This window comes from Parafrankia sp. FMc2 (assembly GCF_041008525.1).
Classification (GTDB): domain Bacteria; phylum Actinomycetota; class Actinomycetes; order Frankiales; family Frankiaceae; genus Parafrankia.
The window spans coordinates 36,320-61,299 of the sequence record NZ_JBFLUG010000023.1; the positions used below are offsets into that span (position 1 = coordinate 36,320).

25 protein-coding genes are annotated in these 24,980 nt (G+C 70.8%); 6 read left to right on the forward strand and 19 right to left on the reverse strand.

The features are described from left to right. Positions 1-240: 240 nt before the first annotated feature. The 9 genes from AB1460_RS11055 to gvpO all read right to left on the reverse strand — a co-directional run bounded on the left by AB1460_RS11055 (position 241) and on the right by gvpO (position 6,373). Positions 241-1,290 (reverse strand): SRPBCC family protein, encoded by a 1,050-nt coding sequence (locus AB1460_RS11055; protein ID WP_368960825.1) that lies wholly within the window; start codon positions 1,288-1,290, stop codon positions 241-243. Next, entirely contained in the window at positions 1,287-1,904 is a 618-nt protein-coding gene (locus AB1460_RS11060) for a hypothetical protein (protein WP_368960826.1), read from the reverse strand. The genes AB1460_RS11055 and AB1460_RS11060 overlap by 4 nt, the downstream gene beginning before the upstream one ends. After that, entirely contained in the window at positions 1,904-2,857 is a 954-nt protein-coding gene (locus tag AB1460_RS11065; RefSeq protein ID WP_368960827.1) for a GvpL/GvpF family gas vesicle protein, read from the reverse strand. The genes AB1460_RS11060 and AB1460_RS11065 overlap by 1 nt, the downstream gene beginning before the upstream one ends. A 5-nt stretch (positions 2,858-2,862) precedes the next feature. Beyond that, the gene (locus AB1460_RS11070; RefSeq protein WP_368960829.1) at positions 2,863-3,300 is read right to left on the reverse strand and encodes a gas vesicle structural protein GvpA; all 438 of its coding nucleotides are present in this window, start codon (positions 3,298-3,300) and stop codon (positions 2,863-2,865) included. Next, a complete protein-coding gene (locus AB1460_RS11075) occupies positions 3,297-3,821 on the reverse strand; it encodes a gas vesicle protein K (protein WP_368960831.1) in 525 nt (174 codons plus the stop codon). The genes AB1460_RS11070 and AB1460_RS11075 overlap by 4 nt, the downstream gene beginning before the upstream one ends. Beyond that, complete coding sequence (locus tag AB1460_RS11080) at positions 3,818-4,138, reverse strand: gas vesicle protein (protein WP_368960833.1); 321 nt, start codon at positions 4,136-4,138, stop codon at positions 3,818-3,820. The genes AB1460_RS11075 and AB1460_RS11080 overlap by 4 nt, the downstream gene beginning before the upstream one ends. Continuing rightward, a complete protein-coding gene (locus AB1460_RS11085) occupies positions 4,131-5,402 on the reverse strand; it encodes a GvpL/GvpF family gas vesicle protein (protein ID WP_368960835.1) in 1,272 nt (423 codons plus the stop codon). The genes AB1460_RS11080 and AB1460_RS11085 overlap by 8 nt, the downstream gene beginning before the upstream one ends. Then, positions 5,362-5,964: a gas vesicle protein gene (locus AB1460_RS11090; protein ID WP_368960837.1), complete on the reverse strand. Its 603-nt coding sequence runs from the start codon at positions 5,962-5,964 to the stop codon at positions 5,362-5,364. The genes AB1460_RS11085 and AB1460_RS11090 overlap by 41 nt, the downstream gene beginning before the upstream one ends. A gap of 103 nt (positions 5,965-6,067) precedes the next feature. Continuing rightward, positions 6,068-6,373, reverse strand: a complete 306-nt coding sequence (gene gvpO, locus AB1460_RS11095) for a gas vesicle protein GvpO (protein ID WP_368960839.1) — start codon at positions 6,371-6,373, stop codon at positions 6,068-6,070. 425 nt (positions 6,374-6,798) lie between these two features. Between gvpO and AB1460_RS11100 the strand changes: the two genes are divergently transcribed. Then, positions 6,799-8,013, forward strand: coding sequence for a hypothetical protein (locus tag AB1460_RS11100; protein ID WP_368960840.1), 1,215 nt, complete (start codon positions 6,799-6,801; stop codon positions 8,011-8,013). A gap of 11 nt (positions 8,014-8,024) precedes the next feature. Further along, positions 8,025-8,732 carry a hypothetical protein gene (locus AB1460_RS11105; RefSeq protein WP_368960842.1) on the forward strand — a complete coding sequence of 236 codons (708 nt, stop codon included), beginning with the start codon at positions 8,025-8,027 and terminating at the stop codon, positions 8,730-8,732. Positions 8,733-8,770: 38 nt separating this feature from the next. Here the strand turns inward: AB1460_RS11105 and AB1460_RS11110 are convergent, their stop codons facing one another. Together AB1460_RS11110 and AB1460_RS11115 are read right to left on the reverse strand one after the other, a co-directional pair. Then, entirely contained in the window at positions 8,771-9,730 is a 960-nt protein-coding gene (locus AB1460_RS11110; protein WP_368960844.1) for a Rieske 2Fe-2S domain-containing protein, read from the reverse strand. A 12-nt stretch (positions 9,731-9,742) separates the two neighbouring features. Continuing rightward, positions 9,743-10,255 (reverse strand): ChaB family protein, encoded by a 513-nt coding sequence (locus AB1460_RS11115; RefSeq protein ID WP_368960845.1) that lies wholly within the window; start codon positions 10,253-10,255, stop codon positions 9,743-9,745. A gap of 186 nt (positions 10,256-10,441) precedes the next feature. Here AB1460_RS11115 and AB1460_RS11120 point away from each other — a divergent pair, with 186 nt between their 5' ends. Continuing rightward, a complete protein-coding gene (locus AB1460_RS11120) occupies positions 10,442-12,229 on the forward strand; it encodes a thiamine pyrophosphate-requiring protein (RefSeq protein WP_368960846.1) in 1,788 nt (595 codons plus the stop codon). On the opposite strand, the gene AB1460_RS11125 is transcribed toward AB1460_RS11120, so the two are convergent. After that, entirely contained in the window at positions 12,202-13,041 is an 840-nt protein-coding gene (locus tag AB1460_RS11125; RefSeq protein WP_368960848.1) for a helix-turn-helix transcriptional regulator, read from the reverse strand. The two genes, AB1460_RS11120 and AB1460_RS11125, sit on opposite strands and share 28 nt — an antisense overlap. 249 nt (positions 13,042-13,290) lie before the next feature. Here AB1460_RS11125 and AB1460_RS11130 point away from each other — a divergent pair, with 249 nt between their 5' ends. Continuing rightward, the gene (locus tag AB1460_RS11130) at positions 13,291-13,764 is read left to right on the forward strand and encodes a hypothetical protein (RefSeq protein ID WP_368960850.1); all 474 of its coding nucleotides are present in this window, start codon (positions 13,291-13,293) and stop codon (positions 13,762-13,764) included. A 103-nt stretch (positions 13,765-13,867) separates the two neighbouring features. Here the strand turns inward: AB1460_RS11130 and AB1460_RS11135 are convergent, their stop codons facing one another. The 5 genes from AB1460_RS11135 to AB1460_RS11155 all read right to left on the reverse strand — a co-directional run bounded on the left by AB1460_RS11135 (position 13,868) and on the right by AB1460_RS11155 (position 18,837). Next, positions 13,868-14,404, reverse strand: coding sequence for a DUF6328 family protein (locus tag AB1460_RS11135; RefSeq protein ID WP_368960851.1), 537 nt, complete (start codon positions 14,402-14,404; stop codon positions 13,868-13,870). Positions 14,405-14,468: 64 nt separating this feature from the next. Beyond that, positions 14,469-15,611, reverse strand: coding sequence for a YihY/virulence factor BrkB family protein (locus tag AB1460_RS11140; RefSeq protein WP_368960853.1), 1,143 nt, complete (start codon positions 15,609-15,611; stop codon positions 14,469-14,471). A 75-nt stretch (positions 15,612-15,686) separates the two neighbouring features. Next, positions 15,687-16,412 carry a GntR family transcriptional regulator gene (locus AB1460_RS11145; RefSeq protein WP_368960855.1) on the reverse strand — a complete coding sequence of 242 codons (726 nt, stop codon included), beginning with the start codon at positions 16,410-16,412 and terminating at the stop codon, positions 15,687-15,689. After that, a complete protein-coding gene (locus tag AB1460_RS11150; protein WP_368960896.1) occupies positions 16,394-17,395 on the reverse strand; it encodes a phosphotransferase family protein in 1,002 nt (333 codons plus the stop codon). The genes AB1460_RS11145 and AB1460_RS11150 overlap by 19 nt, the downstream gene beginning before the upstream one ends. Before the next feature lie 110 nt (positions 17,396-17,505). Continuing rightward, positions 17,506-18,837 carry an acyl-CoA dehydrogenase family protein gene (locus AB1460_RS11155; protein WP_368960856.1) on the reverse strand — a complete coding sequence of 444 codons (1,332 nt, stop codon included), beginning with the start codon at positions 18,835-18,837 and terminating at the stop codon, positions 17,506-17,508. A 130-nt stretch (positions 18,838-18,967) separates the two neighbouring features. Here AB1460_RS11155 and AB1460_RS11160 point away from each other — a divergent pair, with 130 nt between their 5' ends. Continuing rightward, positions 18,968-20,731 (forward strand): thiolase C-terminal domain-containing protein, encoded by a 1,764-nt coding sequence (locus tag AB1460_RS11160; RefSeq protein ID WP_368960857.1) that lies wholly within the window; start codon positions 18,968-18,970, stop codon positions 20,729-20,731. A gap of 55 nt (positions 20,732-20,786) precedes the next feature. Here AB1460_RS11160 and AB1460_RS11165 read toward each other — a convergent pair whose 3' ends face one another. Beyond that, positions 20,787-21,455: a flavin reductase family protein gene (locus tag AB1460_RS11165; protein ID WP_420497247.1), complete on the reverse strand. Its 669-nt coding sequence runs from the start codon at positions 21,453-21,455 to the stop codon at positions 20,787-20,789. A gap of 7 nt (positions 21,456-21,462) precedes the next feature. Next, the gene (locus AB1460_RS11170; RefSeq protein WP_368960859.1) at positions 21,463-22,992 is read right to left on the reverse strand and encodes a CHAD domain-containing protein; all 1,530 of its coding nucleotides are present in this window, start codon (positions 22,990-22,992) and stop codon (positions 21,463-21,465) included. A gap of 676 nt (positions 22,993-23,668) precedes the next feature. Here AB1460_RS11170 and AB1460_RS11175 point away from each other — a divergent pair. Then, positions 23,669-24,889, forward strand: coding sequence for an ABC transporter substrate-binding protein (locus AB1460_RS11175; protein WP_368960860.1), 1,221 nt, complete (start codon positions 23,669-23,671; stop codon positions 24,887-24,889). Positions 24,890-24,980: the final 91 nt, after the last annotated feature.

The following is a 24,980-nucleotide window of genomic DNA, read 5'->3' on the forward strand; positions in this document are numbered from 1 at the left end:
TCATGTGTAAGAAGTTTCTGACAGGTGAAACGATAGCATGACGAAGGAGGAGTGCGGAAGGGTGCGGGGACATACGGTCACGGGCTCCAGCCCCGACCTGAACGGGAGAAAACCCCGCGCGTCAGCGCGTTCTGGCAGGCCAGCGGGCCCGCAGGCAGCCAGCAGGCACACCCCTGCCTCTGCCGGCCCGCCGCCCGGGCCCGCCTACCGTCGCCGCTGACATCCGGTCATGGACCCGGCTCAGCGCTTCGACCCGGACGCCCCGACCGGCTCGGTTGCCCCGGCCGGCTCGTCAAGCTCGTCGGGCTCGTCCGACGTCGGCCTGTCCATATCGCCGTCATCGCTCGTTGCCTGTGCGGTCGCCGCATCCGGTGTCTCCGGCGAAGCCTCGCTGGAGGCCTCACCGGATGCTTCCTGCGAGGTCTCGTGGGATCCGGTCTCGCGGGATCCGGACTCGTCCTCATCCTCGTCCGGTGAGCGCACGACCTCTCCGTCGCGGATCTCACCCCGCCAGGAGCCGGTGGCCTCTCCGCGGGTCATGATGAAACGGCGGAAATGCTTGAGATCCAGCCGGGTTCGCCGCCCACCGGCGCGCCACAGGTTTCCCGTCTTCTCCATGAATCCGCTGGGGTGGTACTCCATGGCCAGGAGCACGCGCGTCAGGTCGTCGGCGATCGGGTGGAAGGTGATGACACCGTTGACCGAGCCCTTCGCTCCCTCGGAGGTCCAGGCGATTCTGCGGTCGGGAACCTGTTCGGTCACCTTCGCCTGCCAGGTGCGCCGTGACCGGAAGACCTTGACCCGCCAGTTCTGCTCGGTCTCGCTTTTCGTCTCGACCCCCTGGACGCCCTTCATGAACTTGGCGAACTCCGGGTACTGGGTCCACTGGTCGTAGGCGACGGAGACGGGAACGCCGACGTCGACCGCCTCCTCGATGTTCGTCGCCTTGGCCGGGCCACCTTTACCGCCGCCCTTGCCCTTGGCGCGGCCGAGGGCCCCCTTGACCTTGTCCTTGATGTTTGCCATGGCCGTCCCGGCCGCAGCCTTCAGCGGGGACTGGCCCTCGGCCAGCTTCCCGGCGCCTCTGGCGAGCGACGTGATCTGCCCGCCGGAGTCGCTGAGATCGTTGAGCTTGCCCGCGCCGGAGGTGAGCCGCTCGCTGAGCTGCCCGACCAGCCGGCTGCCGCCCGCCTTCGCCAGGCTTCCCGCCTCGTCGGCGAGCCTCCTGGTCGCCGGATTGTTCATGAGGGCGTTGACGAGGCCTTTCGGTTGCTCCGCCGTCCGTGTCATCGCGAGCCTCCCGCGCTTGATGGCTGCGTCAGCTGCTCGAGCGGGCCGCGGAGTGCCTCCCGGCGCCGCCCGGCGGACCTGCCCGGGACCTGACGTTCGGCGGCGGAGCCGGTCTCACTCCTGCCCCCGTCCCCGTCCTCGTCGTCCTCGTCGCGTTCGTCGGTGTCGCGCTGATCGGTCGCCTGGTCCGTGCCCGTCTCGTCCTGGCCGCCCTGATCACTGCGGGTGCCGGAGGTGGCCGAGCGGAGGACTGATCCGACAACCTTCCCGGCCGCTCCGCCGCCCTCCTCGACAGTCTTCGCCGTGTCGCCCAGTGCCGACGTCAGGCGTTCGGTGCGCTCCGCCAGTGTCTGGGAGAGCCGATCGAGCTGGCTCTCGTACACCGCCGTCGCGGCGCGCCGGCCGGCTTCCGCTGCCGGTCCCCTGATCTGGCTGATCAACTGGCCGCCCTCCTCGGAGTGCAGCAGCCGCACCGCCTGGTCCCGCAGGACGTCCTTCGCGTGGAAATTGCGGCCGGAAACCCACAGCCCCAGGCTGATGGCAGCCTTGCCCTTCTTCGTCCGACCGAGGACATAGCCTGCCACGAGCGCCAGAGCGCATTTGACGTTGCTCATCAGAATTCCTTTCTCTGCCGGCCGTTCCCGCCGCGGCGGCCTGTCTCAGATCGATCCGCCGTGCGACCCCAGCCCCACCGGCCCGACCCGCCGAACGAGTCGTCGGAGGTGCCGCCCGGCGCCTCGCCGAAGGAGCTGCCAAAGGAATCGCCAGAGGAGCGGTCGACGGATCCGCTGAAGGAGTCGCCGCCGGGGTCGGCGTCGTGGGGATCGGTGAGCACGCGGGCAGGGAACTCGACGAAGTCGACGGCGGGCAGCGGTCCCACGTACTCGACGGTGAGGGACGGATGGGTCGCCCGGATCCGGTCCACGACGGCGTCGAAGTCGTCCAGCGCGTCGGCGGGAACGAGGAAAGCCCAGCTCAGGGCGGGATCCTCCGGCCCGCCATGATGCCGGCGCGGCCGGTCCGCGCGTGCCAGCGGGCGCAGCTCGTCGAGGATCTCCTCCGCCTGTTCCGTGCGGCGCGCGGTGACGAGCTCCGCGATCCGCTGCCCCAGCTCGATCCGGCCGTCCAGATCCGCCGGGGGCGGGGCGTGAGCCAGCGATGTGCCGGCCACCGCCTCGGCGAGCTCGGTCTGCTCCGCCTCCTCGACGTCCAGGTGCAGCTCGACCAGACCGTCGATCGCGTCCAGGCGCTCGGGAAGGCTGTCCCGCACCGGGTCGAGCACCTCGGCCCGGACGGCGCCGTCGTCCGGCGCGAGCGTGCCCAGCCGCACCGGCAGCACCGGGCCGTCGGCGAGCAGCCGCTGGAGGATCTCCAGGTGCCGGACGGCATCCTGCTCCCCGAGCTCACCGATGTCCTCCGTTGCGCTGACGACCGCGGCGAGCGGGCCGGAGCGCACCAGCCGCAGCGGCGCGGGGGGATGGCCGATGCCGAGCGCGGCGTCGGCACCCTGCGCGGGGTCCAGGAGGGGATGGCCGGCCCGGACGATTCCGTAGAGCACGACAGGCATGGTGCTCACCTCTCCCGGCCGCCGCGACGCTCCGCCGGCGCGGTCCGCCCGTCGGGCCGGCCACGCCCGTTGTGCGCGGCGGAGACGGTGTCGGCGTCGGACGGCGATCCGCGGAGTACCTCGGCGGTGTCCCGGAGCCCGCCCAGGGCACCCTTCACACGGTTCCGGCTCGTGCCGTCGGTGACTTCGCGCATCAGCCCGGGCAACCCCGCCACCTGTTCCTTGGGCTGGATGTCCAGCCGGTTCACGGCCTCGGCGAACCTGAGGTAGGTGTCGACACTGGCGATCACGATGCGTGCGTCGATGGTAAGAATCTCGATGCCCACGAGGGCGACGCGTACATAGGCGTCGATGACGATGCCCTTGTCGAGTACGACGTCGAGGACGTCGGCCAGTCCACTCGGCCTGGGCGCCCGTCCCATGGGATAGCTGGCGACGGTCATGGCGGTGTCCTCGCCTTCTCCCGGAGGCCCGGCCTCCGAGCGCTTGCCCTGGGCTCGCCCGCCTCCGGGCCGGCCGATCGCGCCCTTACGCCGCCCCTGCCTGCCCGCTCCTGGCGGGAGATGCCCCTGCTGTCCGGTCGTTCGACCCGCCTGTCCGGCCGTGCGCGCGCCGTGGAGCCGGGCGTCCGGGGTGTGCCGGTCCGGGGGGCGGTCCGACTGTCGTCAGCGGCAAGGATCCTGCCGGCGCGCGCGACGGCGGCGTCGGCATCCTGGGCCGACAGACCCAGCGACTCCCGCACCTGCACCAGGCTGGCGCGGATCTCCAGCAGTGCCCGCCCGAGGTCGTCGATCTGCGCGGCGGTCAGCCCGCCGCCCTCCATCCGGCGGATGGCCTGGCGTTCCAGTACCTCGCGCAGCAGTTCCAGGACCACCACCACGAGCTGACCGAGCCCGCGCCCCACGTCATCGGGGTCCGCGTCGAGCCGCAGGCACCGGCCGTCATCGCGCCCGGCGGTCGTCATGGCCGGACCTCGCCGCTTCCTTCGATGCTTCCTTCGATGGCTGTCTGGACGCCGACCAGCAGCAGGCGGAGATCGACGCGCAGCAGGTCCACCCCGGCGAGGGCGACGACCACGTCACCACTGACGACCGCGCCGGTGTCGACCAACCTGTCCAGCAGGTCCGCGAGCGGCTGCGCCGAGCTGCGGGCGGATCGCCGCCCCGGGCGGCTCCCCGGCCGCGACCGGGCACCGGCGCCACCGCCCGGGTACCCGCCACCGCCCCGGTAATCGTTGCCGCCCCGGTACCGCGGCGTCGGGACGAATCGCTGATCAGCCACTCTCCTCACCTGATCCGATCTGGTCACCTGGGCCGCGCCGAGGCGCTGAACCCGGCGCGGCTGAACCCGTCTCGTGGACAGAGTCGACCTGCCCGTTCCCACCCAGCGTCAGATGGACGAAGGAGTAGGGCGGCCACGGCCCCGAAACCGCGCAGAGATACCCGGCCTCCTCAAGGGGCGGACCCAGCCGTTCAGCGGCGTCGAGGAACCGCTCCTCCTCGTCGCGCTCGACGAGGTAGGCGCCGTCGAAGACCCGGTCCGGCCGGCCGGGGCGACGGGCCGCGTCACGCGCATGGGCGAGCAGCTCCCGATGTGTCCGCTCGATGAGTCGGGCCACCTCGTCGCGCCGTCGCTCCTCCTCGTGCAGCTCGTCCCGCCGGGCCGCGAGGTATGCGGTGCCTGCCCCCGCGCCAGCGGTGCCGTTCGCCCCGGCCGTTGTGGTCGTCCCGTCCGTCCCCGCTGCGGGTGCGGCGGCCGTCGGCGTCTCGGCCTGACCCGCTGTGTCGATCCGGAAGCCCCACTCGCGCGCGCCATGGAGCGCGTCGAGCGCACGCGGCAGCTCATGGTCAGGGTCGTCGAGAACGGCGGCCGCCTCGTCCTCGCCGGGGAGCACAGTCCCGAACCGGAGCGGCAGGACGCCCGCGCGATCCTGCAGCTCCCGCAGGACCTGATCGTGGCCGCGGGCCAGGGCCGCGAGACGCCCGGTCTCCGACAGATCCTCCTCGACGTCCCGCAGCAGGCCCGGATCGATGGCTGAGACCACGAGCGAGACACCACCGCGCGTGACGGTATGGACGTCTGTTCCCTCAGCGAGGCCGGGCAGGCCCGCAACCTCGGTGTCGGAGCGGACGATCCCGTAGGCGTAGAGCACCCGCGCCTGCTCGATGCCCCAGGGTGACCGGCCGTCGCGGCCGGCTGGCCCGGCATCGCGGCCGGTGGGCGCGGGGCCGCCGCGATCGGCCCGGTGATGTTCCCGGCGTTCCCGGCGTTCCGGCGCCGGCTGGCGGGCCGGGTGGCCCGGGTCCCACCGATCCTCACGGACTTCCGGGGCCGGTGGGACGGGCCACGTCATCGCCGCGCCCGGCCCTTCGCAGGCGGCTCTGGTTATCGCCTGCGCCAGGAGCTGGGCGAGTTGCCCGCGCGCGACCTCGCGGGCTTCGGCCACGGCTTCGGCCATGACGCCGGGCGCGAGCCGGGCGGCCAGCTCGTCGAGGCCGCTGACATCAGCGTCCGCCGGGGCCACCGTCACGCCTCCGTCCGTCACGCCTCCGTCCGTCCTGCCTACGCGCGTCCTGCCTACGTGCTTCAGGCCTACGTTCTGAGTCCTCGACCCAGAACGGCCGCGGGCCGTCGCGGCGGATACCCGCCTCCGCGGGGAGGGCCGCCTCGGCGGAGATACCGGCGGGCGGGTCCGCCCGGGATTCGACCGCAACCTCGTCCCGGTACGGGAGGCCTTCCCGCGCCGAGCTTTCGAGCGAGGCAAGCCGCGTACGGAGCTCCTGGTTCTCCACGTGGAGCGCCTGCATGGTCTCGTCCCGCAGTTCCCGCTCCTGCTCCTGCTGCCGCGACTGTGCCTCGCGGCTGTAGAACGGATCCGTGGTCCACCAGTCGAGGCCCATTTCGCGTGCGGTGTCGGCCGATGCGATGAAAAGGCGCAGTTTGAGCGTGAGTAACTCAACATCGAGGACACTGATGACGACGTCTCCGACGATCACGACTCCCTTGTCGAGAACTCTCTCCAGCACGTCGGCGAGGGAGTCCGAGTGCGACCCGCTCAGCGCGCGCAGCCGCGGGGGCCCTGCGAGAGATCCGCGATCGACCGTCATGATGCACGTTCTTCCGAATATCAGCGGTGCTCCGAATATCCGCTCCGCGGTGCCACCCGACGGCTGCGCCTGGCAGCCGCGCTGAGCGCTCGGAGATCAGGGATCAGTCGGTGGCGCCGCGCACGAATCTCCGCAACCGCTCGTAGCCGACCAGGAAACCCTGCTCGTCGACGTCGAGCCGGTAGGTGGCGAGCACGCTGGTTGTCGACGGGATGCGTTCCAGCTCAGTGAGATCCACCAGCAACGACCAGCCCGCGTCCGTCCGGCGTGCCCCGGTGACCCGTTCGGGAGCCTGGCCCACCAGATCCCCGAACTCCGCGAGTGAGCGACTGAGCAGGGCGCTGAGTCCGTCGTGTCCGCTCATCTGGCGCGTCCGCACGCCGTTGTCCGCGGAGTCGTCGCGTGGCATGACACCCACCGGGGTGATATGTCGGCCGTCCCGGGCTCATGGCGGCGGGCCGACGACAATGTGGCGCCCTCCCCCTGCCCGACCAAACCTGCCGCAAACCCGCCGTCCGGCCTGCGCAGAGCCGCCGCCCGGCCGCCGCCCGCCCCGGGACGGTCGGTGTTTGGCGGCGTCTGGCGACGGAACGAGTCAGAGGGTGGGGAGCAGAAACCCCACAGCATCAGCGAGCAGTCGGCCGTGCACGGAGGTTCTGCGCGGAGGCCTCATGGCATGTTTCCGTGCGGGCGTGTCCCACGCGAGGCCGGAGCACTGTGACGTCATCAGCTGATCGTGATGTCCCCAGCGCACATGGCTGGCGAGGGACCGCGACGCCAGCTGACCCGCTCAGGCCGCAGGCCGCACAATCAGTGGACCGGGGAGCCGGACTTATGAGCTTTGATCCTCTGCACGAGAAGGGCATCGCCCTCGACGACCAGGTGCGCAACTGGTCGGAACTGAACGTCGCACCCTACGACCGCAACGAGGTCGACCCCTACACCCGGTGCCGGGTGATCGCGATGAACGGCATCGAGGTCGAGAGCATTCTGTTCAGCCACCAGTTCAACCGGCACACCGACGTGTCGGAGGTCAAGGAGGTCCTGGCCGAGAGCAGGGCCCTCGAGCAACAACAGCAGAAGGTCGTCAACTGGCTCATACCCGGCGACGAATCGACGTTGGAAGTCACCCTCGGATACGAACAGGTGGCCGTCGACCTGACGGCCTGGCTCGCCCGCAGTGAGCCGGACCCGTATCTGAAGCAGACCTATGACTTCGGCCTGGTCGAGGATTTCGACCACCTGTACCGGTACGCCAACCTCTACGAGCTCCTGGAGGGCAGGACCGCCGAGGGGATCGTGCAGCAGCTCACCGAGGTGATGCCGGGCCGCCCGACCGCCAACGAGCACCGGCACCCGCGGGACAACATCCGCCGGCACCTCGACGCGCACACCACCGATCCGCGCAGCCGCCTGCACGCCATCACCATCACCGCGGCCGAGCAGCAGACCATGAACTTCTACATGAACATCGGCAACAGATACATGGAGCCGCTGGCGCGGTCGCTCTACGCGGAGATCGCGATGGTCGAGGAGGAGCACGTCACCCAGTACGAGTCGATGCTCGACCCGGCCGAGAGCTGGTTCGAGCAGCTCGTCCAGCATGAGTACAACGAGTGCTACATGTACTACTCCTTTGCCGCCCAGGAGCCGGACCGGCGCATCCGGGACATCTGGGAGCTGCACCTGGCGATGGAGATCGGGCAGCTTCAGGCGGCGACCGAGCTGCTGAAGCGGTACGACGGCCGGGAGCCCGAGGAGATCCTGCCCACGGCGCTGCCGGAGCCCGTCCGGTTCGAGCCCAACAAAGAGTACGTGCGGGACATCCTCGCGGACCAGGTTGACCTGACGAGCCTCGGAACGGGCTATGTCATGGACTCCCACCGCCGGTTCCAGGAGCGCCAGGCGAAGGTCAACGCGGGTGGGGTGCCCAGCGAGCAGGTCATCGACGACCACCGGCAGCGGTTCGGCACGGACTACCGGCTGGAGACCGAGGGCCCGCACCCGGTGGAGCGGCTGCGGGCCGAGTCGTACGCACGTTCGACCTGACAGGAGTGAAAATGCCAGTCACCGTGGTACGCCCCGAGACCGGAGCCGTCATCCGGCCCGGACCGATGGTCACCGTCTCCCCGCTGCGCGAGGTCGCCGAGGACGACTACGGCGACCTCGCCCGAGACACGGGCCTGCACGGGCCGTTTCTGGCCGATCAGCTCTCCGCGTTCGTCGCGCACGAGCGGAAGCGGGTCAGCCTGCTCCGCACCCTGCGGGCCCGTGCGGACAACCCCGGCCTGCGTTCCCGCTATGGCGAGCTCGAGAGCGAGACCTTCCAGGCGATCGGGATCTGGGAGCGGTTGATCGAGAGCCTCGGCGGGAACCCCCAGTACGCCAGTCCCGCCGGCCGCGCCGTCGAGGCCCTGGACACGAAGACGGTCGAGGCGCTCCTGCTGTCCGGCTCCGCTGATCCGGAGACCTTCGACCAGACCGGGCTACGGGCCTTCGCCGCGGCAGCGACGCAGTCCGGGCTGAACGTGCGGCTGCTCGCCGCCCTCGCCCGGGGCGCGGACAAGGGCACCTCCCGAGATCTGCTGGAGTCGGCGCTTCGGGAGCTGGAACCCACGGCGCGTGGCCATGCCGACTGGGCGGGCGAGAAACTGGAGAAGATCGCAATCTCCCACGCGAAGCATCCCGCCGTCCGGAAGGTCGCGCAGGCTGCCGAACGGATGACCGCGAAGGCACGGTCCGTCCTCGGCGGCGACCGGGACGGCTGACATCCACCCGATCTCCTCCCATCCGCTCCCACTGCTCGTCACACTGGCTGGCTCGCGTGGGGCTCTGCCGTGGTGATGGCGGCGTGATCCCCACCGCGGGCCGGCCGCAGTTCTCGGCCCGCGGAGGGCCCGACGGGGTTGGCCCGCAGGGAGCGGACCTCCGACCGGCGCAGTTCCACCCGCCCGGCGGTCTCGCGAACCTCGTACACCGGCTGCGGACGAGTCGCCGGGCCGTGGACGACGTCGCCCGAGGCCAGGTCGAACTGACTTCCGTGCCAGGGGCAGCGCACACAGCCGCCGGTGCGCTCGCCCTCGTGCAGCGGTGCGCCCCGGTGTGTGCAGCGGTCGCTGAGGGCGACGACCCGGCCGTCGACCCGGGTCAGCAGCACCGGCACCCCGTCGATCTCGACCTGCCGCAGGTCCGTGGTGACCTCGCCGGCCGCGAGGACGTCCGTCCAGTCGGTGGGGCCGCGCTGGAACGCGGTGGTGTCCACCCCGACTCCGAGGGCATAGGCGAGGTGGCCGCCCAGCCAGCCACCGACACCGAGGGCGGTCGCTCCGGCGAGGCTGGCCGCCAGCCCGCTCCCGCCGCGGCGCCGCTGGCGCCACGACACCGCGTAGCTCGCGAGCCCGACGATGTTGGACGCGGCGTGGACGAGACCGACACGGCGCTCGGCGCCCGCGGTGTCGAGCCAGTCCGACCAGCCTGCCAGCGCGGCCGCGGGGGCTGTCAGGAGGCCGAGGCCGATGAGCCGGCTGGCGGCGGGGCGAAGCTCCGCGCTGCCGGTGACGTCCAGCAGGGTCGCGCTCAGCAGCGTCCCGGCCGGTACGAGCACGGCCGCGGGGTGCAGGGGATGCCCGAGCTGCCGGCCGCTGAGGACGTCCCGCAGCTTCTCCGACCGGAGCGCCGACGCCCAGAACGCCGACACGCGCCCGGCGGCCGGGTCAAGCCTTTCCTCCCGCTCGATGCGATCGAGCAGCTTTTCGGATCCGCGCATGTCCGCCTCTTCTCACCTGGTGCGCGCTGCCGCGGTGGCCCGTCGGTTCGCCTTCTTGATGGCCTCGACGAGGTCGGCTTTCCTCATCGTCGAACGCCCCGCTATGTCGAGATCGCGGGCGACCTCCCGCAGGTGCGTCACGGAGGCGTTGGCGTCGACGCCCTCCGCCGTCCGGGACGGATTGCGCAGCGACTGCGGTGCCCGCTTCGCGGCCTGCGCGTCGGAAGGTCCGGCCTTGGCCTTCGGTTCCCAGTGGTCGCCCGTCTTCTCATGGGTGTGCTTGAGGGAGGCGAACGCGGCCCGGTGTGCCCGTGCGCCCTCCCCGTAGGTCTCGACGGCCGAATCGTGGGTCTTCTTCCAGGTGCGCACGGCCTTGTCGCCCGAACGAGCCACCGTCGAGGGGACGTCGGAGCGGGCTTGTTCCGCCTGCCGCCGCCTGTCCTGCTTCCTGCCTGTGTCCTGCGTCCTGTCCTGCGTCCTGTCGCCCTGCTTCCCGGCCCTGCTGTCCTGCCTCCTGGTAGCCATCACTCGCTCGCTCTCCGCGGTTCAACCGGTCCCCCCGCCTGACGTCCGGGGTCTTCCCGGGGCTCTGGGGACGAACCCCGGTTCCGCCGGGCCCGTCGGAGGTGTTTTGGTCCGGGCCGCCGGGGGAGAGCGCTCGGGAGCACCGGTACGCCGCCCGTCCGCCGGAGTGTGAAAGGACCCCGCCCCATGAGCCAGACCGTCGGTGACCACGTCCTCGCCCGTCTTCGTGAGTGGGGGGTCGAGCAGGTCTTCGGCTATCCGGGGGACGGCATCAACGGACTGCTGGCCGCCTGGGGGCGGGCTGACAACCAGCCGCGGTTCGTGCAGACCCGCCATGAGGAGATGGCGGCGCTGGCCGCGGTCGGGTACGCGAAGTTCTCCGGACGGGTCGGGGTGTGCACCGCGACGTCGGGCCCGGGGGCGATCCACCTCCTCAACGGCCTCTACGACGCCAAGCTGGACCACGTTCCGGTGGTCGCGATCGTCGGCCAGACGGACCGCTCGGCGATCGGCGGCTCCTACCAGCAGGAGGTGGACCTGCTCAGCCTGTTCAAGGACGTCGCCAGCGACTACGTGCAGATGGTGACCGTTCCCGAGCAGCTGCCGAACGTGCTGGACCGGGCGTTCCGGGTGGCGATGGCGGAGCACGCCCCCACCTGTGTGATCATTCCGGCGGACGTCCAGGAGCTCCGGTACACCGGGCCGTCGCACGAGTTCAAGATGGTCCCGTCCAGCCTGGGCGTCCGCTGGCCGGCGGTGTCCCCGGACGACAACGGGGTGCGTGCGGCGGCGGAGGTGCTGAACGCCGGCAGGCGGGTCGCGATTCTGGCCGGGCAGGGCGCCCGGGGCGCGCGGGCGGAGCTGACGCAGGTCGCGGACCTGCTGGGCGCCGGGGTCGCGAAGGCACTGCTGGGCAAGGACGTCCTGGCTGACGATCTGCCCTACGTCACCGGGGCGATCGGCCTGCTGGGCACCCGGCCGAGCTACGAGCTGATGCGGGACTGCGACACGTTGCTCACGGTCGGGTCGAACTTCCCCTACACCCAGTTCCTGCCCGAGCTGGACCAGGCGCGCGCCGTGCAGATCGACATCGACGCGAAGTACATCGGGATGCGGTACCCGTACGAGGTCAATCTGGTCGGGGACGCCGCCGCCACCCTGCGCGCGCTCATTCCCCTCCTCCAGCGCAAGGAGGACCGGAGCTGGCGGAAGACGATCGAGAGCAATGTCGCCCGGTGGTGGGAGACGGTCGAGCGGGAGGCATTCGTCGAGGGAAAGCCCATCAACCCGATGCGGCTGTTCTGGGAGGCGTCGTCGCGGCTGCCGGACAACGCGATCATCGCCGCGGACTCCGGTTCGGCCGCCAACTGGTATGCGCGTGACCTGCGGTTCCGTGGCGAGATGCGGGGTTCTCTGTCAGGCACCCTGGCGACGATGGGCCCAGGTGTGCCCTACGGCCTCGGGGCGAAGTACGCGCATCCCGACCGACCGGTCATCATCTTCGAGGGTGATGGGGCGATGCAGATGAACGGAATGTCCGAGCTGCTCACCATCGCCCGTTACTGGCGGGAGTGGCCGGACCCGCGGTTCGTGATCGCCGTCCTGCACAACAACGACCTGAACCAGGTGACCTGGGAGATGCGTGCCATGCAGGGCGCACCGAAGTTCACCGAGTCGCAGGCGCTGCCCGACGTGTCCTACGCCGACTTCGCCCGCTCGGTGGGGCTCGACGGGATCGCCGTCGACGAGCCCGGGCAGATCGGGGGCGCCTGGGAGCGCGCCCTGTCGGCCGGGCGGCCGGTGGTGCTGGACGTCCGCACCGATCCGGACTTCCCCCCGATTCCGCCGCACGCCACGTTCGAGCAGGTGCGGGACGCCGCCGCGGCCCTGCTCAAGGGGGACGAGAACCGCTGGGGCGTGCTCTCCGCCGGGCTGCGGACCAAGGCTCAGGAGCTGCTGACCCGCCGCGGCTGACCCGAGGGTTCGGCCTGACGCATCATCGCGACCACGGCGGCCCGGCTCTGCAGGCCGAGCTTGCGGTAGATCTGCTCGAGATGCTTGTGGATGGTGCGCGGGCTGACTCCCAGGGCACGGGCGATCTCCCGATCGCCGACCCCGTCGACGAGGCGGGCCGCCACCTCGCGCTCCCGCGGGGTCAGCCCCGGCAGCCGGCTGGCCGCCTCGTCCGACGCCGAGGCGTGGCGCTGGGCGTCGCGCAGCGCGGTGGTCAGCCGGGTGAGCCGCTCGCGGTGCGCGACGGCCTGGCAGACCAGGGGCGAGACGAGATCGAGCAGCTCCCGGGCCCGGCCGGGGAACCCGCGCCGGGAGCGGTTGAAGACGAGCAGCGTGCCCTGGTCACGACCCACCGTCACGATGTTCATCAGCTGGTCGTGGGTCTGGCGCGGTCGGTAGAAGTCGGCGTAGATCGGCAGGTTGCGCAGGGCGCGGAAGTCCAGGAGGTCTGTCAGCGCCACCGAGTTGCCGGTGGGCAGCCGGCGCTCCCGGTGGGCGACGAACGCCGGGTGCTGCCCGAGGACCGCGGCGAAGGCGGCCGACTCACTGAGATCGGTGCTCGCCGGCTCCACGACGGTCGCCAGCAGGCGCCGCTCGGCGTGGTCAACCCGGCAGTAGGACGCCGAATCGCAGCCGATCATGGCCGCCAGCCGCCCCAGGACCGGCGCCGGCATCTCGCCGCCCGCCCCGCCACCGTCCAAGGTGTCGTCGTGGAGAACGCGTACCAGGTCCAGGATATCCCGCAGGTCCTTCTTGGTGGCTTCCGCCGGCATATCCGAACCTCCTCCTGCGCCCGCGAGCGCATACGCCTCCTTGCGTAAACCTTCCACGCGCGGCTAATCTGAGGAAGCGGTTGTCCGGCAGCCGACAGAATGCTTCACGGTCCGCGCCGGGGGGTCGGCGCCTACGCAGAAGTACGTATTTTCCGAGGTGCCGAGGAACTGGTTCCTTGAGGTCGACACATTCAAGCGGCCACGATCCGACGGATACGGCGTGGCCACCTTCGAAAGAGGTCGTCCGAGATGTCTCGTTCCATCGCCACCCGCTCCCGTCTGTTCGTCGTCGCGGCCGCCCTCGCGGCCACCGGGGCCCTGGGGGGGACGGCACTCGCCGCCGGGGCCCTGACGGACGGAGCCGCCCAGGCGGACAACTCCGCGGAGTCGGCGCCGCGGACGTCGAGCGCGCCGGCGGTCGCGGCGCTGCCCGTCGACGCCCCCCGCTTCGCCGTGATCGACGCGAACGGTCAGGTCGTCCGCGGCAGCGCCGGCGTCACCGCCGGTCTCACCGCCGCCCAGAACGTCGAGGTGCTGTTCGACCGGGACATCAGAGGCTGCGCCTACACGGCGAGCATCGGTGGGAAGGCGAACGACGTGCCGCCGCCCGGGTTCATCACCGTGTCGCAGCGGGCGGGGAAGACCAACGGTGTCTTCGTCGCGATGCGCAACAGCGACCTCACCAAGGCCGTACTGCCCTTCCACCTGACCGTCACCTGCTGACGGACGACCGTCACCCGCTGACGGGCGCCGCCGTAGCCCGGCCACACCGGGCAGCCCGGCCACACCGGGCGGCCGCCGAACCACGGTTCGGCGGCCGCCCGTCTCAGTCGATCGCGGTCGCCAGCGGCCGGATGGCGACCGGAACCGCGACCCACAGGACGACGAACATCACCAGGGTGACCACACCGGCGACCACGCCGGCCGTGAAGCCCTTGGTCACGTCGAAGATGAGCACCACGACGCCGGAGACAGCCACCGCGAACAGGGCCAGGCCCGCCTGGGCCAGCCGGTTCGCCACCACGACCAGATTCTCCTTCTCCTTCTTCCGGAACATGGCGCGATGCATGCTGACCGGCGTCACCAGCAGGCCCATGGCGGAGATGGCCAGCCCCACCACCCCGAGATAGAGCCACTCCTGGCCCGAACTCAGCGTGGAGAACCTGTTCTGGAACGGCAGCGCGAGGAGGAATGCCGAGAGCAGCTGCACACCGGTCTGCGCGACCCGCAGTTCCTGGAGAATCTCCGCCCAGTTGCGGTTGAGACGCTCCTGCGGTGTCTCGCCCGTCCCGGGGCCGCGGTTCTCGTCATCGGCCTGCTGGTGGCAGTCCGGTTCAGCGGGTTTTTCCCCAACCTCTGTCATGATCGTCCAATTACCCAGTTCGGGCGAGTTGATACCGGTCGGGTGCCAGGAAGGAACGTGGTGGTCACACCCGTCCCGTCGTCTTTGTCTCAGCAGGCTGATCGGCCGCCGCGGCCGCCGCGGCCGCCGCGGATGCCGCAGCAGCCGGCTGGTCAGCCGCCGCGTCGGCAGAACGGCGGCCGTGGTCGTGGTCGTGGCGGGGGCGGTGCGGCCACTTGCGGGTGTCGCGAGGTTCGGCGTAGGGCTCGGTGCCCACGGGCAGGCCGCCGGCGATGGCGCGTTCCCGGGCGATCTCGGCGTCGAACTCCAGGCCGAGCAGGATCGCCACGTTGGACAGCCACAGCCAGACCAGGAAGATGATGACGCCGGCGAGCGCTCCGTAGGTCTTGTTGTAGGAGCCGAAGTTCGCGACGTACAGCGCGAAGCCCGCGGAGGCGGCGAGCCAGATGACCACGGCCAGGACGCTGCCCGGGGTGAGCCAGCGGAAGCTGCGCACCCGGACGTTGGGCGCCGACCAGTACAGCAGCGCGATCATGCCGATCACGAACAGGACCAGGAGCGGCCATTTCGCGTAGGACCAGGCGGTGAGAGCCTCGCTGCCCAGGCCGATCGCGGTGCCGGCCTGCTCGGCGAGGCCGCCGGAGAACACCACGATGACGGCGCTGGCGGCGAGAAGAATCATGAGCATGACCGTGACGGCCAGGCGCAACGGCATGATCTTCCACACCGGTCGTCCTTCGGGAATGTCATAGACGATGTTGGCCGCGCGGATGAAGGCTGCGATGTAACCGGAGGCGGACCACAACGCGCCCACCAGACCGACGATGGCGAGGATTCCGCCGGTGCCGGTGGAGTCGCGGATGCTGTTCACCGCGTCGCGCAGGATGTCCTGGGCCGAGCCGGGGGTGAGTTGTTCGAGGTTGGTCAGGACGCTGTCGGTCGCGGACCTGCCGACGACACCGAGCAGCGAGACCAGGACGAGCAATGCGGGGAAGATCGCGAGTACGCCGTAGTAGGTGAGTGCCGCGGCCCGGTCCGGCAGCTCGTCTTCCCTGAACTCCTTCACCGTGGCTCGGAGAACCCTGAACCAGGAGCGGGGGCGCAGTTCGGTCAGGCGGTCGGGCTCCGCCTCCCGCACCGCCTCGTCCGGTCCTGTACCCAGCGCCGGCTCCAGGTCCCGCCGGCGCCGCTTCCAGATCGCAGCCATGACCAGAGCATTGCCATCTTCGGACGCACAAATCCCGACGTGCCGCGACCCGTTACCACCATGACCGAAAGGACCTCAGGACGTCGCTTCGGGTGGTGGCCAGTAGCCGCGGCTGCGTAGGTGGTCGATGGTGACGGCGGCGCAGGAACGCACGTGCTCCTCGCTTGTCCGCGTCGCCTCCGCCACGTCACCGGCCCGGATCGCGTCGAGCAGCTGCTCCCGGTACTTCGCCTCGTTGTCCGCCGACGCCGGGGAGTCGAAGTAGAAACTGCCCTGGAGCACCCCGCCGAGGAACGCGAGAATCGCGTCCAGCCGCGGTGACTTCCCCGCCGTGGCGACGATCTGGAAGAAACGGCGGTCGAGGGTCCTGCGGCGGGAGGCCTCCTCGGTACCGGCGATTTCCCGGTGCAGTCGGGCCAGCTCCTCCAGCTCCTGCGGCGTCAGTTTCCGCACCGCGCGCCGCGTCGTCATCCCGGACACCAACGCGACCACCTCGTAGTGGTCCTCGATGTCCTCGACGGTGACCTCGGCCACGAACGCGCCGCGGCGGGGAACCGCGTCCACGAAGCCCTTCTGCGCCAGTTCGATGAGCGCCTCGCGGACCGGAGCGCGGCTGATTCCGAGCACCTCGGCGATCTCGTCCTGGTCGACCTTGCTCCGTGGGGGCAGGCTGCCGGAGACCACCGCCTCCCGGATGAAGGCGGCGGCCTCGTCCTTCAGGTTGCCGTAGCGCCGCCGACCCGCCGCGAGCTGGCGGATCGCGCTCGGGTCGGCGGCACCCGTCACTGCACTGCCTGCCACGGCACCGCCGGGTAGTCGCTCGACGCGGCGGTTTCCGCCGCCTCCCGCATGTACCTGACCACGTAACCTCCGAAATCCTCGAGCTTCGGGTCGCCGTTGGCACGCTGGTAGCCCTGCTCAAGGACGATTGCCAGCTTCCATTTTGCCAGCACCAGGTAGTAGTCGAAGTCATCCACCTGCCGGCCGGAGCGCTCCGCGTAGAACGCGAGGAGTTTCGAACGCGGCGGCATGCCCACCAGGTGCTCGTGGTCCGCCGGGCCGTCGGGGTCCTCCGGCCAGCTGTGCAGTGCCCAGGCGACGTCCAGTTTCGGGTCGCCGATCGTGCCCATCTCCCAGTCCAGGATGGCGGCCAGCCGGGCCGGCGTGCCATGCCGGAACATCACGTTCGGGAACTGGTAGTCGCCGTGCATGACACCCGGGACGAAGTCGAGCGGCCGGTGGCACGACAGCCAGGCCGTCGCCTCGTCGAGACCCGGGATCTCCCGGGCGCGGATCCGCTCGTAGAACCGCGTCCAGCGTGCCACCTGCCGCTCGTGGTAGCCGTCGGGCCGGCCGAGGTCGCCGAGGCCACGGGCCCGCCAGTCGACGGCGCCCATCTGCACGATGCCGTCGATGAGCTCGTACGCCAGGTCGCCGCGCGCCTCCAGATCGTCGTCGAACGGCGGCGGCCACCACCCCGGCGTGCTCATCACCGACCAGCCGTCCACCACGTCCATCAGGTAAAAGGGGCGGCCGATGACACTTGGGTCGGCGCAGACGGCGATCGCGTCGGCGACCGGGACGTCGGTGCCGGTGAGTGCCTCGATGATCCGCCATTCCCGCAGGATGCCGGCGTCCCGCTCGGCCGGGGCCGCTGCCGGCGGGCGGCGCAGCGCGGCGCGGAAATCGCCCCGGCTGACCTCGAAGATCTCGTTCTGACGGCCGCCGGAGAGCAGCCGAGCGGTGACCGGGTGCCCACTGCCGGGCAGGTGCTGGCTGTCCATCCACCGGCCCAGCGCGCCGACATCGAGACCCGCGGTGACGGCGGCCTCGGCCTCACCGCCGGCGCCGGCGGTGAGCTCCGCAGCCGACGCCGGGTTCGCGTCAGTCGTGCTCATGCGATGTCTTCCCCGCCCTGGAGCGCCGCGTCGGTGGCGTCGATACCGAGCAGTTCGGCGTACTTCTTGCGGGCCTTCTCCTGCCGGTTCGGCAGGTAGTAGGTCGGCCACATGCCCTCGGCGGGCTTGCCCGTGCGGAGCACGGCGCGCGCGACTGTCACCCGGTGGATCTCGCTGGGGCCGTCAGCCAGACCCAGGATCATCGAGCCGGAGAACCACTCGTTGAGGGGCAGGTCGTTCGTCGTCCCGAGCGCTCCATGCACCTGCAGCGCCCGCTGGGTGATGTTGTGCATGACCTGTGGTGTGAGGACCTTCACGGCGGCGATGTCGTGCCGGACGGCGCGGTAGTCCTTCAGCTTGTCGATGCGCCAGGCCACGTACAGCACGTACAGCCGGAACTGGGTGAGCTCGGCGTAGGAGTCGGCCAGGTAGTTCTGCACCGACTGCTTGTCGGACAGCCGGCTGCCCTTCGTCTCCCGGCTCAGCGCGCGTTCGACCATCATGTCCAGGGCGCGGCGGGCCTGGCTGACAGTGCGCATCGCGTGGTGGATCCGCCCCCCGCCGAGACGGGTCTGGCTGATCGCGAAGGCCTGCCCCTCACCGCCGAGAACGTTCTCGGCCGGGACGTGGACGTCGGTGAAGCGGACGGTCCCGTGGGTGCCGTTCCCGGCCTTCTCCTGCCCGAACAGCGCCTGGTTGCGTTCGATCACGATGCCCGGCGTGTCGCTGGGCACGATGAACATCGACGCGCCCTGGTGGACGCTGACGTCCGGGTTGGTGACCGCCATGACGAGGTAGAACGACGCCCACCGGGCGTGCGAGGCGAAGAACTTCAGGCCGTTGATGACCCAGCCGTCGCCGTCCCGCTCGGCGTGGGTGGTGAACACGCTCGGGTCGGAGCCGCCCTGCGGCTCGGTCATCGCGAAGCAGGAGACGATGTCGCCGTCCAGCAGGGGCTGGAGGTAGCGCTTCTTCTGCTCCTCGGTCCCGTAGTGGGCGAGGATCTCGGCGTTGCCCGTGTCGGGCGCGGCCGTCCCGAAGATCACCGGCCCCCAGGCCGCCCGTCCGATGATCTCGTTGAGCAGCGCGAGCTTCACCTGGCCGTAGCCCTGGCCGCCGAGGTCGGCGCCGAGGTGGCAGGCCCACAGCCCCTGGTCGCGGACCTGCTGCTTGAGCGGGTCGACGATGCGGGCCAGGGTCGGGTTGATCGGCCGTTCGAAGACCTGGTTGCGCCACAGGGTCTCGAGCGGTTCGACCTCCTCCGTGACGAACTCCTCGGCCCAGTCGAGCTTCTTCTGGAACTCGGGCTCGGTCTCGAACTCCCACACAGGGCGCCTCCAGCAGTCTCGGGGGATTGCTTTCTCAAGTCTCAAAAATATTATCTGGAGTGTGACGACTCGGGACAGCGATGGCAAGAGACAGCACGACGGACAGGCCGGCGGGGACGGAGGCGCCCCGGTGGCCCGCCCGCTGCCGGTGGTGGACGATCTCAACGCCTTCTACTGGTCCGCGGGCCGGGACGGCATCCTGCGGTTCCAGCGCTGCGAGGACTGCGCCTCGCTCACCCACCCCCCGCAGCCGGTCTGCCGGTACTGCCGCTCCGAGCGCCGAGGGGTCGCCGAGGTCAGCGGTCGCGGGACCGTCGTCGGCGTCACCGTCAACCATCAGCAGTGGGAGCCGGCCTTCCCGCCCCCCTTCGTCGTCGCCTCCGTGGCGATCGACGAGGATCCGCGGGTCCGTGTGGTCACGAGCCTGGTGGACGTCCCGCCCGCGGACGCGGGGGTCGGGCTGCGGGTCAGCGTGCGGTTCGAGCAGAGCGAGGACGTCTGGCTACCGGTCTTCGCGCCGGACCCGCCGCTGCCACCACTGCCACCGGACCCGCCCGACCTGCCGGCATCGCCCGACCTGCCTGCCTCGTCCGAGCCGGGCGGGATCGTCCACGGCCCGGTGTTCGGGCCGCTGCCCGACGACATCGTGCCGCCTGCCGAGCACGGGCGGCACGTGCGCCCCATGGTCCGCGCGGACAAGTTCGAGGACAGAGTGGCGATCACCGGCATCGGCATGTCGCCGGTCGGGCGGCGGCTCATGCTGCCACCGCTCACCCTGGCCGCCGCCGCCGCCCGAGCGGCGGTCGCCGACGCCGGGCTGGACCTGGCCGACATCGACGGGCTGTCCACCTTCCCCGGTGGCGAGCTGATCGGCGGCTTCACCGAGGGCGGGGTGGTCGCGCTCGCTGACACCCTTGGTATCCAGCCCACCTGGTACAACGGCGGTGCGGAGACCTTCGGCCCCGGCGGCGCGGTCATCGGCGCCATGCTCGCGGTCGCCAGCGGTCTCGCCCGGCACGTCCTGTGCTTCCGGACGGTGTGGCAGGCCACGTACGCCGCGCAGCAGCGTGCGGCCAACCCCGGGGGCGCCAGCCCCTACGGCATAGGTGGGCGGGGCGGCCGGGTGGCGGGGCCGCAGGGGTACGTCGCGCCGTACGGCCTGGGTTCCGTCGCGCTCAACCTCGGCATGATCGCCTCGAACTACTTCCGCCGCTACGGCGCCACCCGTGAGGCCCTGGGCTGGATCGCGATCAACCAGCGGGCCAACGCGGCGCTCAACCCGCACGCCGTGTACCGCAACCCGATGACCATGGACGACTACCTCGCCGCCCGCATGATCACCACTCCGTTCGGGCTGTACGACTGCGACGTCCCGATGGACGCGAGCATCGCCGTCATCGTCTCGGCGGTGGAGACCGCGCCCGACCTCGCCAAGCCGCCCGTGTTCGTCGAGGCGGTCGGCACCCAGGTCACGGAGCGTTTCCTCTGGCACCAGAGCACGATGAGCCACGAGCCGCAGACCTTCGGCCCGTCCGCGCACATGTGGTCGCGCACCTCGTTGCGCCCGGCCGACGTGCAGGCCGCGCAGCTCTACGACGGTTTCACGTTCAACTGTCTGTCGTGGCTGGAGGCCATGGGCTTCTGCGGTGTCGGCGAGGCGGCGGACTTCGTCGCCGGTGGTCACAACATCGCCCGCGAGGGCGGAGTCGTGGCACTCAACACCCACGGGGGGCAGCTCTCCGCCGGTCGCACGCACGGAATGGGCATGATCCACGAGGCTGTCGTCCAGCTGCGTGGCGAGGCCGGCCCGCGTCAGGTCGACGGCTGTTCCGCCGTCGCCGTCAGCACCGGCGGCCTCGCCCCGGCGGGCGCGATGCTGCTGCGCCGGCCCTGAAACGTCACCACATCGCCGCTGGCGCGTCGCGCGCCCCGCCCCCCGCCGCGCCGCGTCAGCGGATGCCGAGATCGCCGTCGCCGGGCGGCGCGGCCTGCCGGGCCGCCCCGCTGCTCGGTCCCGGCCCTGATCCTGACCCCGACCGTGGTCCGACTGTGCCGTAGCTGCCGTCGTGGTAGATCAGCGGCGGGTCAGCCCGGCCGACGCGGCTCTCCAGAATCTCCGCGATGACCAGGTGGTGGTCCCCTTCGACCGTGCGCCGCCGGATGCGGCAGCGCATCCAGACCTCCGCGTCGAGGAGCAGGGGCTCGCCGCCGGGCAGCCTGCGCCAGTGGGTCGGGGGCGCGAACCGGTCGGCTCCGGGCCGCGCGAACCGGGCCGCCAGGTCGTGGTGGCCCGCGGAGAGCAGATGGACCACGAGCGTGCTGGCCCCGGTCAGCACGGAGGCGAGGGACGAGCGGGTCGACAGCGCCAGCGAGACCAGCGGCGGCTCCTCGGACAGCGACGCCACGGACGTCGCGGTGAAGCCCACCGGGCCGAGCGGGCCCGCCATGGTCACGATCGTGACACCGGCCGCGTGCCGCCGGAACGCGCGGCGCAGGTCGACAGGCCCGCGTGCGGACGTCTCTGCCGCGGGCCGGGGGGACACGGCGCGTTGTGCCGCGGGCCGGGGTGGCGCGGGCCGGGGTGGCGCGGGCGGCTCGACCGCGGGCCGGGGGGACACGGCCCGCTCAGCCATGGAGCCAGCGCCGGTAGCGCCTGCGGGCGAGTTTGGGCCATCGCGCGGTGAACTCGTCGATCGTCCGCTCGGCGCGTGCGTTCTCGGCGCCGGTGAGCAGCCCGTAGGTGTAGGACGACTCGCCAGCCAGGTTCGCCGCGATCGCGAGTGTCCGCATCCGCTCCCGGGCCACGACGCAGTCCTGGTGCTCGCCGAGCATGTCCTGGACCGTCTTCGCCCCCCTGCCGAGCCGCGCCGCATCCGGGCCGAAGACGGGGGTGACCGCCTCGCAGGCGTACCGCAGCCGCTTGGCCGCCTTGCGGGCGTCGTGGTGGGCGACATCCCTGGGCCGGCCGGCTGCCGCGTGCTCGGCCCGCGCCACCCGCCGGGTCAGCCGCCGATCCGCCTTGCGGGCCAGCTTCGGGAGCACCTGGGACGCGGGACGACGGGCAAGCGCGGTCTGCCCCGTGTCAGCCACAAAGGCCAGCAGGGTCTCGATGAACGTCAGGTACTGCTCGCCGCGGAGGTAGGCGAGGGCGCTCTGCGCGCCGCGGAGCCGCTCACCCAGGAAGGTCTGCTCCACCCTGGCGCGGACGGGGCCGAGGACGGCTTCCGTCGGCTGTGCGTCGACGGCGCGCAGGTGGCGCGCCAGCTGTACCTCGGCGTCGCGCGGGACGCCGAGAGCCTCGCCGAGCGCCCTGAGCCCCGTCTGGATCTCGGCCGCCCGCGCCGGGTCGAAAAGCGGGCGGAACGTCTGCACCGTGCTGCGTAGCCGCCTGGCCGCCACCCGCATGTCGTGCACGGCTTCCGGGGTGTCCAGGCGGACCCGTGGGTCCTCCTCCAGAAGCTGCGCCGTCTGCTCGGCCAGATAGCCGTGGATGACCGCGCCGGCGCAAGCCGCCCCGGTCAGCGGCCCGGCAGGGATCTCGACCTCGGCAGGTCCGACATCGTCGCCCAGGGCGCGCAGCAGCTTCGCGGGGGCGCGGGACGGCCGGGCGCCCGCCTCGCGGAGCGCCTTCGCGGTGGCGGGCAGGATCCTCGTTCCGGCCTCGTCGACGGCCTCGAGCTCGATCTCGCGCCAGGTCGACACGACCGTCCTGTCGCCCATTGTCTGGGCCTTGACCAGATCGTCCGCGACCTCGATCAGGTCGGCGCCGGTCGCATCGCTCAGCCGCTGGGCACGGCGGACGGTGGACAGATGGGCCACCGGCCGCAGCTCGTGCCCGCGGGTGCGTACCGCGACCAGGTCGAGCAGGTCCTCCGGGATGACGTGGGGATCACCCAGGGCGCGCTGGATCTCGTCGCGCTCCCCGTCCGCAGCGGGCAGTTTGAGATGCCAGCCCTGGTCTCCGCCGCCCTGGCGCCGGCGCAGCACCAGGTGGTTGCGCGCCAGCCGCAGGTCGTCGGTGTCGTAGTAGACGGCGTCGAGGTGGCGCTCCTCGACGCCGGAGGCGGAACTGACGCCGCGCACGCGGGTGAGCGCCGGCAAGGCGAAGGTGCTGTCCACGTCGAACTTCCGCTCGACCTCGTGCGTGCTGCCCATGACCACGCTCCGTCTCCGTCGTACCCGCGTTCGTACCCGCGCCGACACCCCTGCGCAACAGGCCCGGACCCATCATCGTGGCGGCACGTCGCAGGCGGGTACCGACACGTCCGCTATTCCGCGCGGGCGGCTCCCAAAACCCCGTGATGCCCGCATGTACCTCGAATGCGCCACCCGCGAACCTGTCGGACAGCGCTGATCACCGTCGCTCGGCTCGCCGCGCGTGGCGCTTCGCGGTGGTGCCATCGCCTGCTGTGACACCATGTGGTGGCGGCCGGAGCGGCATGGCGTTCCCCGGGCGGGCGCGCCGTTGCGCTGCCGTGGTGCCGGCAGGAACATACTGGTGAAGAATCCCCGCGTTGGCGAGGCAACGAGAAAATGGCCTCGCGGTGAATTCAGGGAAAAGTCGAGTCGACGAAATCAGTGGCTCGGATCAAATGGTAAGCCCAGATGGTCCCGGCGGGACCATCTGGGCTTACCATGCTTAGGGTGCCCTGGTATCGTTCGTGACGCACGCGCCCCGTATTCAATATGGTCGGCGGGCGGTTCGTCGGTCATAGGCTTCACATCACGGGAGATCTCAGCGGTGATCGAGTCGTCACTTTTTTGTCATGTGTGACACGCGAATAGAACCCGATCGCCTTCCTCGTTTCGAGACCATCATCCAGGGGGCCCGATGCTCACCCGCCGTCGGACGCTGTGCTCGATGCTGGCCGCGGTCACCCTCGGGTCGACCGGCCTGCTCGCCAGCTGTACGTCCCCCGAGGCGAGCGCGGCGCCTGTCTGCGGCGCACCGGGCGTGAGCGCCGACCGGATCGAGATCGGTGTGCTCTCCCCGGACACCGGGCCGGCAGCGGAGAACTTCGACACCGTTCGCGGTGGGATCGATGCTCGGCTGGGTGAGGTGAACGCGGCCGGCGGGGTGAACGGCCGAAGAGTCGTCTACCAGTGGCGCGACGACAAGGGATCGCCCGCGGGGAACGCGATCGCTGCCCGTGATCTTGTCGAGCAACAGGAGGTGTTCGGGATCGTGGAGCTCTCCGTGGCGGCGTCCGGAAGCGCGAACTACCTCCTGAGTAACGAGATCCCGGTGACGGGCCTTGCCAGCGAGCCGGTCTGGTCGACGATGCGGAACATGTTCGCCTTCACCTACGTGACCGGTATAGCTGTCGACACGCAGGGTCAGTTCGTGCGTTCCCAGGGCGGCACTCGCGCGGTGATCCTGCAGACCGCGCTGTCGACGGGCATCTCCGACACCGCCGACAAGTATGAGCGCAGCATGAATGCCATAGGCGTCTCCGTGGTCGACACCGTGAACTTCACTCCGGGTTTCGATGATCCGGCGGCGTTGGCGGCGAGGATTGTGGCCGCGCGGGCCGACACGGTTATCGGGCTGATTCCACCGGAAAACCTGATCGCTGTTCTCGCTGTTCTGCGCCAGGCCGGCCATGCGCCACAGGTCGTGCTTTCCACCAACGGCTACGACAAGAAGCTCCTCGAGAGGTTCGGTCCGCAGGCCGCGGGAATGACGGTGCCGCTGGTCCACCGGCCGCTGGAGCTCGGCGGGCCGGCGACGAAAACCTATCTCGATGCGATGAGCCGGTACGCGCCGCAGGTCACCCACCCCGAGAACGACACGTCGGTGCTGGCCTACATCAGCACCGACATCTTCCTGGAGGGCCTCCGCCTTGCCGGCGAGTGCCCGACCCGGCCGGATTTCATCACGAAGCTCCGCGCGGTGAACAGCTACGATGCCGGCGGCCTGATCAGCCCGATCAGCTTCCGGACGAATGCCGGCCGGTCGACCACCTGCTACTCCTTCGTCCAGGTCAACGCCACGGGAAGCGGCTACCTCATCGTCGAGCCGAACCTGTGTGGCAACGAGCTCAGCCCCTGAAGGCCACCGGAGGATCCGCGGCCGCTCGCATGGGTACACGTCCGCGTGGGTAGCAGCGTCCGGTGACCGCTGTTACGCCCACTGCCCAGGC

Excerpts from the sequence above, each read along its gene's own strand:
- AB1460_RS11055 (WP_368960825.1), bottom strand. The coding sequence starts at position 1,290 with ATGACACGGACGGCGGAGCAACCGAAAGGCCTCGTCAACGCCCTCATG.
- AB1460_RS11060 (WP_368960826.1), bottom strand. The coding sequence starts at position 1,904 with ATGAGCAACGTCAAATGCGCTCTGGCGCTCGTGGCAGGCTATGTCCTC.
- AB1460_RS11065 (WP_368960827.1), bottom strand. The coding sequence starts at position 2,857 with ATGCCTGTCGTGCTCTACGGAATCGTCCGGGCCGGCCATCCCCTCCTG.
- AB1460_RS11070 (WP_368960829.1), bottom strand. The coding sequence starts at position 3,300 with ATGACCGTCGCCAGCTATCCCATGGGACGGGCGCCCAGGCCGAGTGGA.
- AB1460_RS11075 (WP_368960831.1), bottom strand. The coding sequence starts at position 3,821 with ATGACGACCGCCGGGCGCGATGACGGCCGGTGCCTGCGGCTCGACGCG.
- AB1460_RS11090 (WP_368960837.1), bottom strand. The coding sequence starts at position 5,964 with ATGACGGTCGATCGCGGATCTCTCGCAGGGCCCCCGCGGCTGCGCGCG.
- gvpO (WP_368960839.1), bottom strand. The coding sequence starts at position 6,373 with ATGCCACGCGACGACTCCGCGGACAACGGCGTGCGGACGCGCCAGATG.
- AB1460_RS11100 (WP_368960840.1), top strand. The coding sequence starts at position 6,799 with ATGAGCTTTGATCCTCTGCACGAGAAGGGCATCGCCCTCGACGACCAG.
- AB1460_RS11105 (WP_368960842.1), top strand. The coding sequence starts at position 8,025 with ATGCCAGTCACCGTGGTACGCCCCGAGACCGGAGCCGTCATCCGGCCC.
- AB1460_RS11110 (WP_368960844.1), bottom strand. The coding sequence starts at position 9,730 with ATGCGCGGATCCGAAAAGCTGCTCGATCGCATCGAGCGGGAGGAAAGG.
- AB1460_RS11115 (WP_368960845.1), bottom strand. The coding sequence starts at position 10,255 with ATGGCTACCAGGAGGCAGGACAGCAGGGCCGGGAAGCAGGGCGACAGG.
- AB1460_RS11120 (WP_368960846.1), top strand. The coding sequence starts at position 10,442 with ATGAGCCAGACCGTCGGTGACCACGTCCTCGCCCGTCTTCGTGAGTGG.
- AB1460_RS11125 (WP_368960848.1), bottom strand. The coding sequence starts at position 13,041 with ATGCCGGCGGAAGCCACCAAGAAGGACCTGCGGGATATCCTGGACCTG.
- AB1460_RS11130 (WP_368960850.1), top strand. The coding sequence starts at position 13,291 with ATGTCTCGTTCCATCGCCACCCGCTCCCGTCTGTTCGTCGTCGCGGCC.
- AB1460_RS11135 (WP_368960851.1), bottom strand. The coding sequence starts at position 14,404 with ATGACAGAGGTTGGGGAAAAACCCGCTGAACCGGACTGCCACCAGCAG.
- AB1460_RS11140 (WP_368960853.1), bottom strand. The coding sequence starts at position 15,611 with ATGGCTGCGATCTGGAAGCGGCGCCGGCGGGACCTGGAGCCGGCGCTG.
- AB1460_RS11150 (WP_368960896.1), bottom strand. The coding sequence starts at position 17,395 with ATGGACAGCCAGCACCTGCCCGGCAGTGGGCACCCGGTCACCGCTCGG.
- AB1460_RS11170 (WP_368960859.1), bottom strand. The coding sequence starts at position 22,992 with ATGGGCAGCACGCACGAGGTCGAGCGGAAGTTCGACGTGGACAGCACC.
- AB1460_RS11175 (WP_368960860.1), top strand. The coding sequence starts at position 23,669 with ATGCTCACCCGCCGTCGGACGCTGTGCTCGATGCTGGCCGCGGTCACC.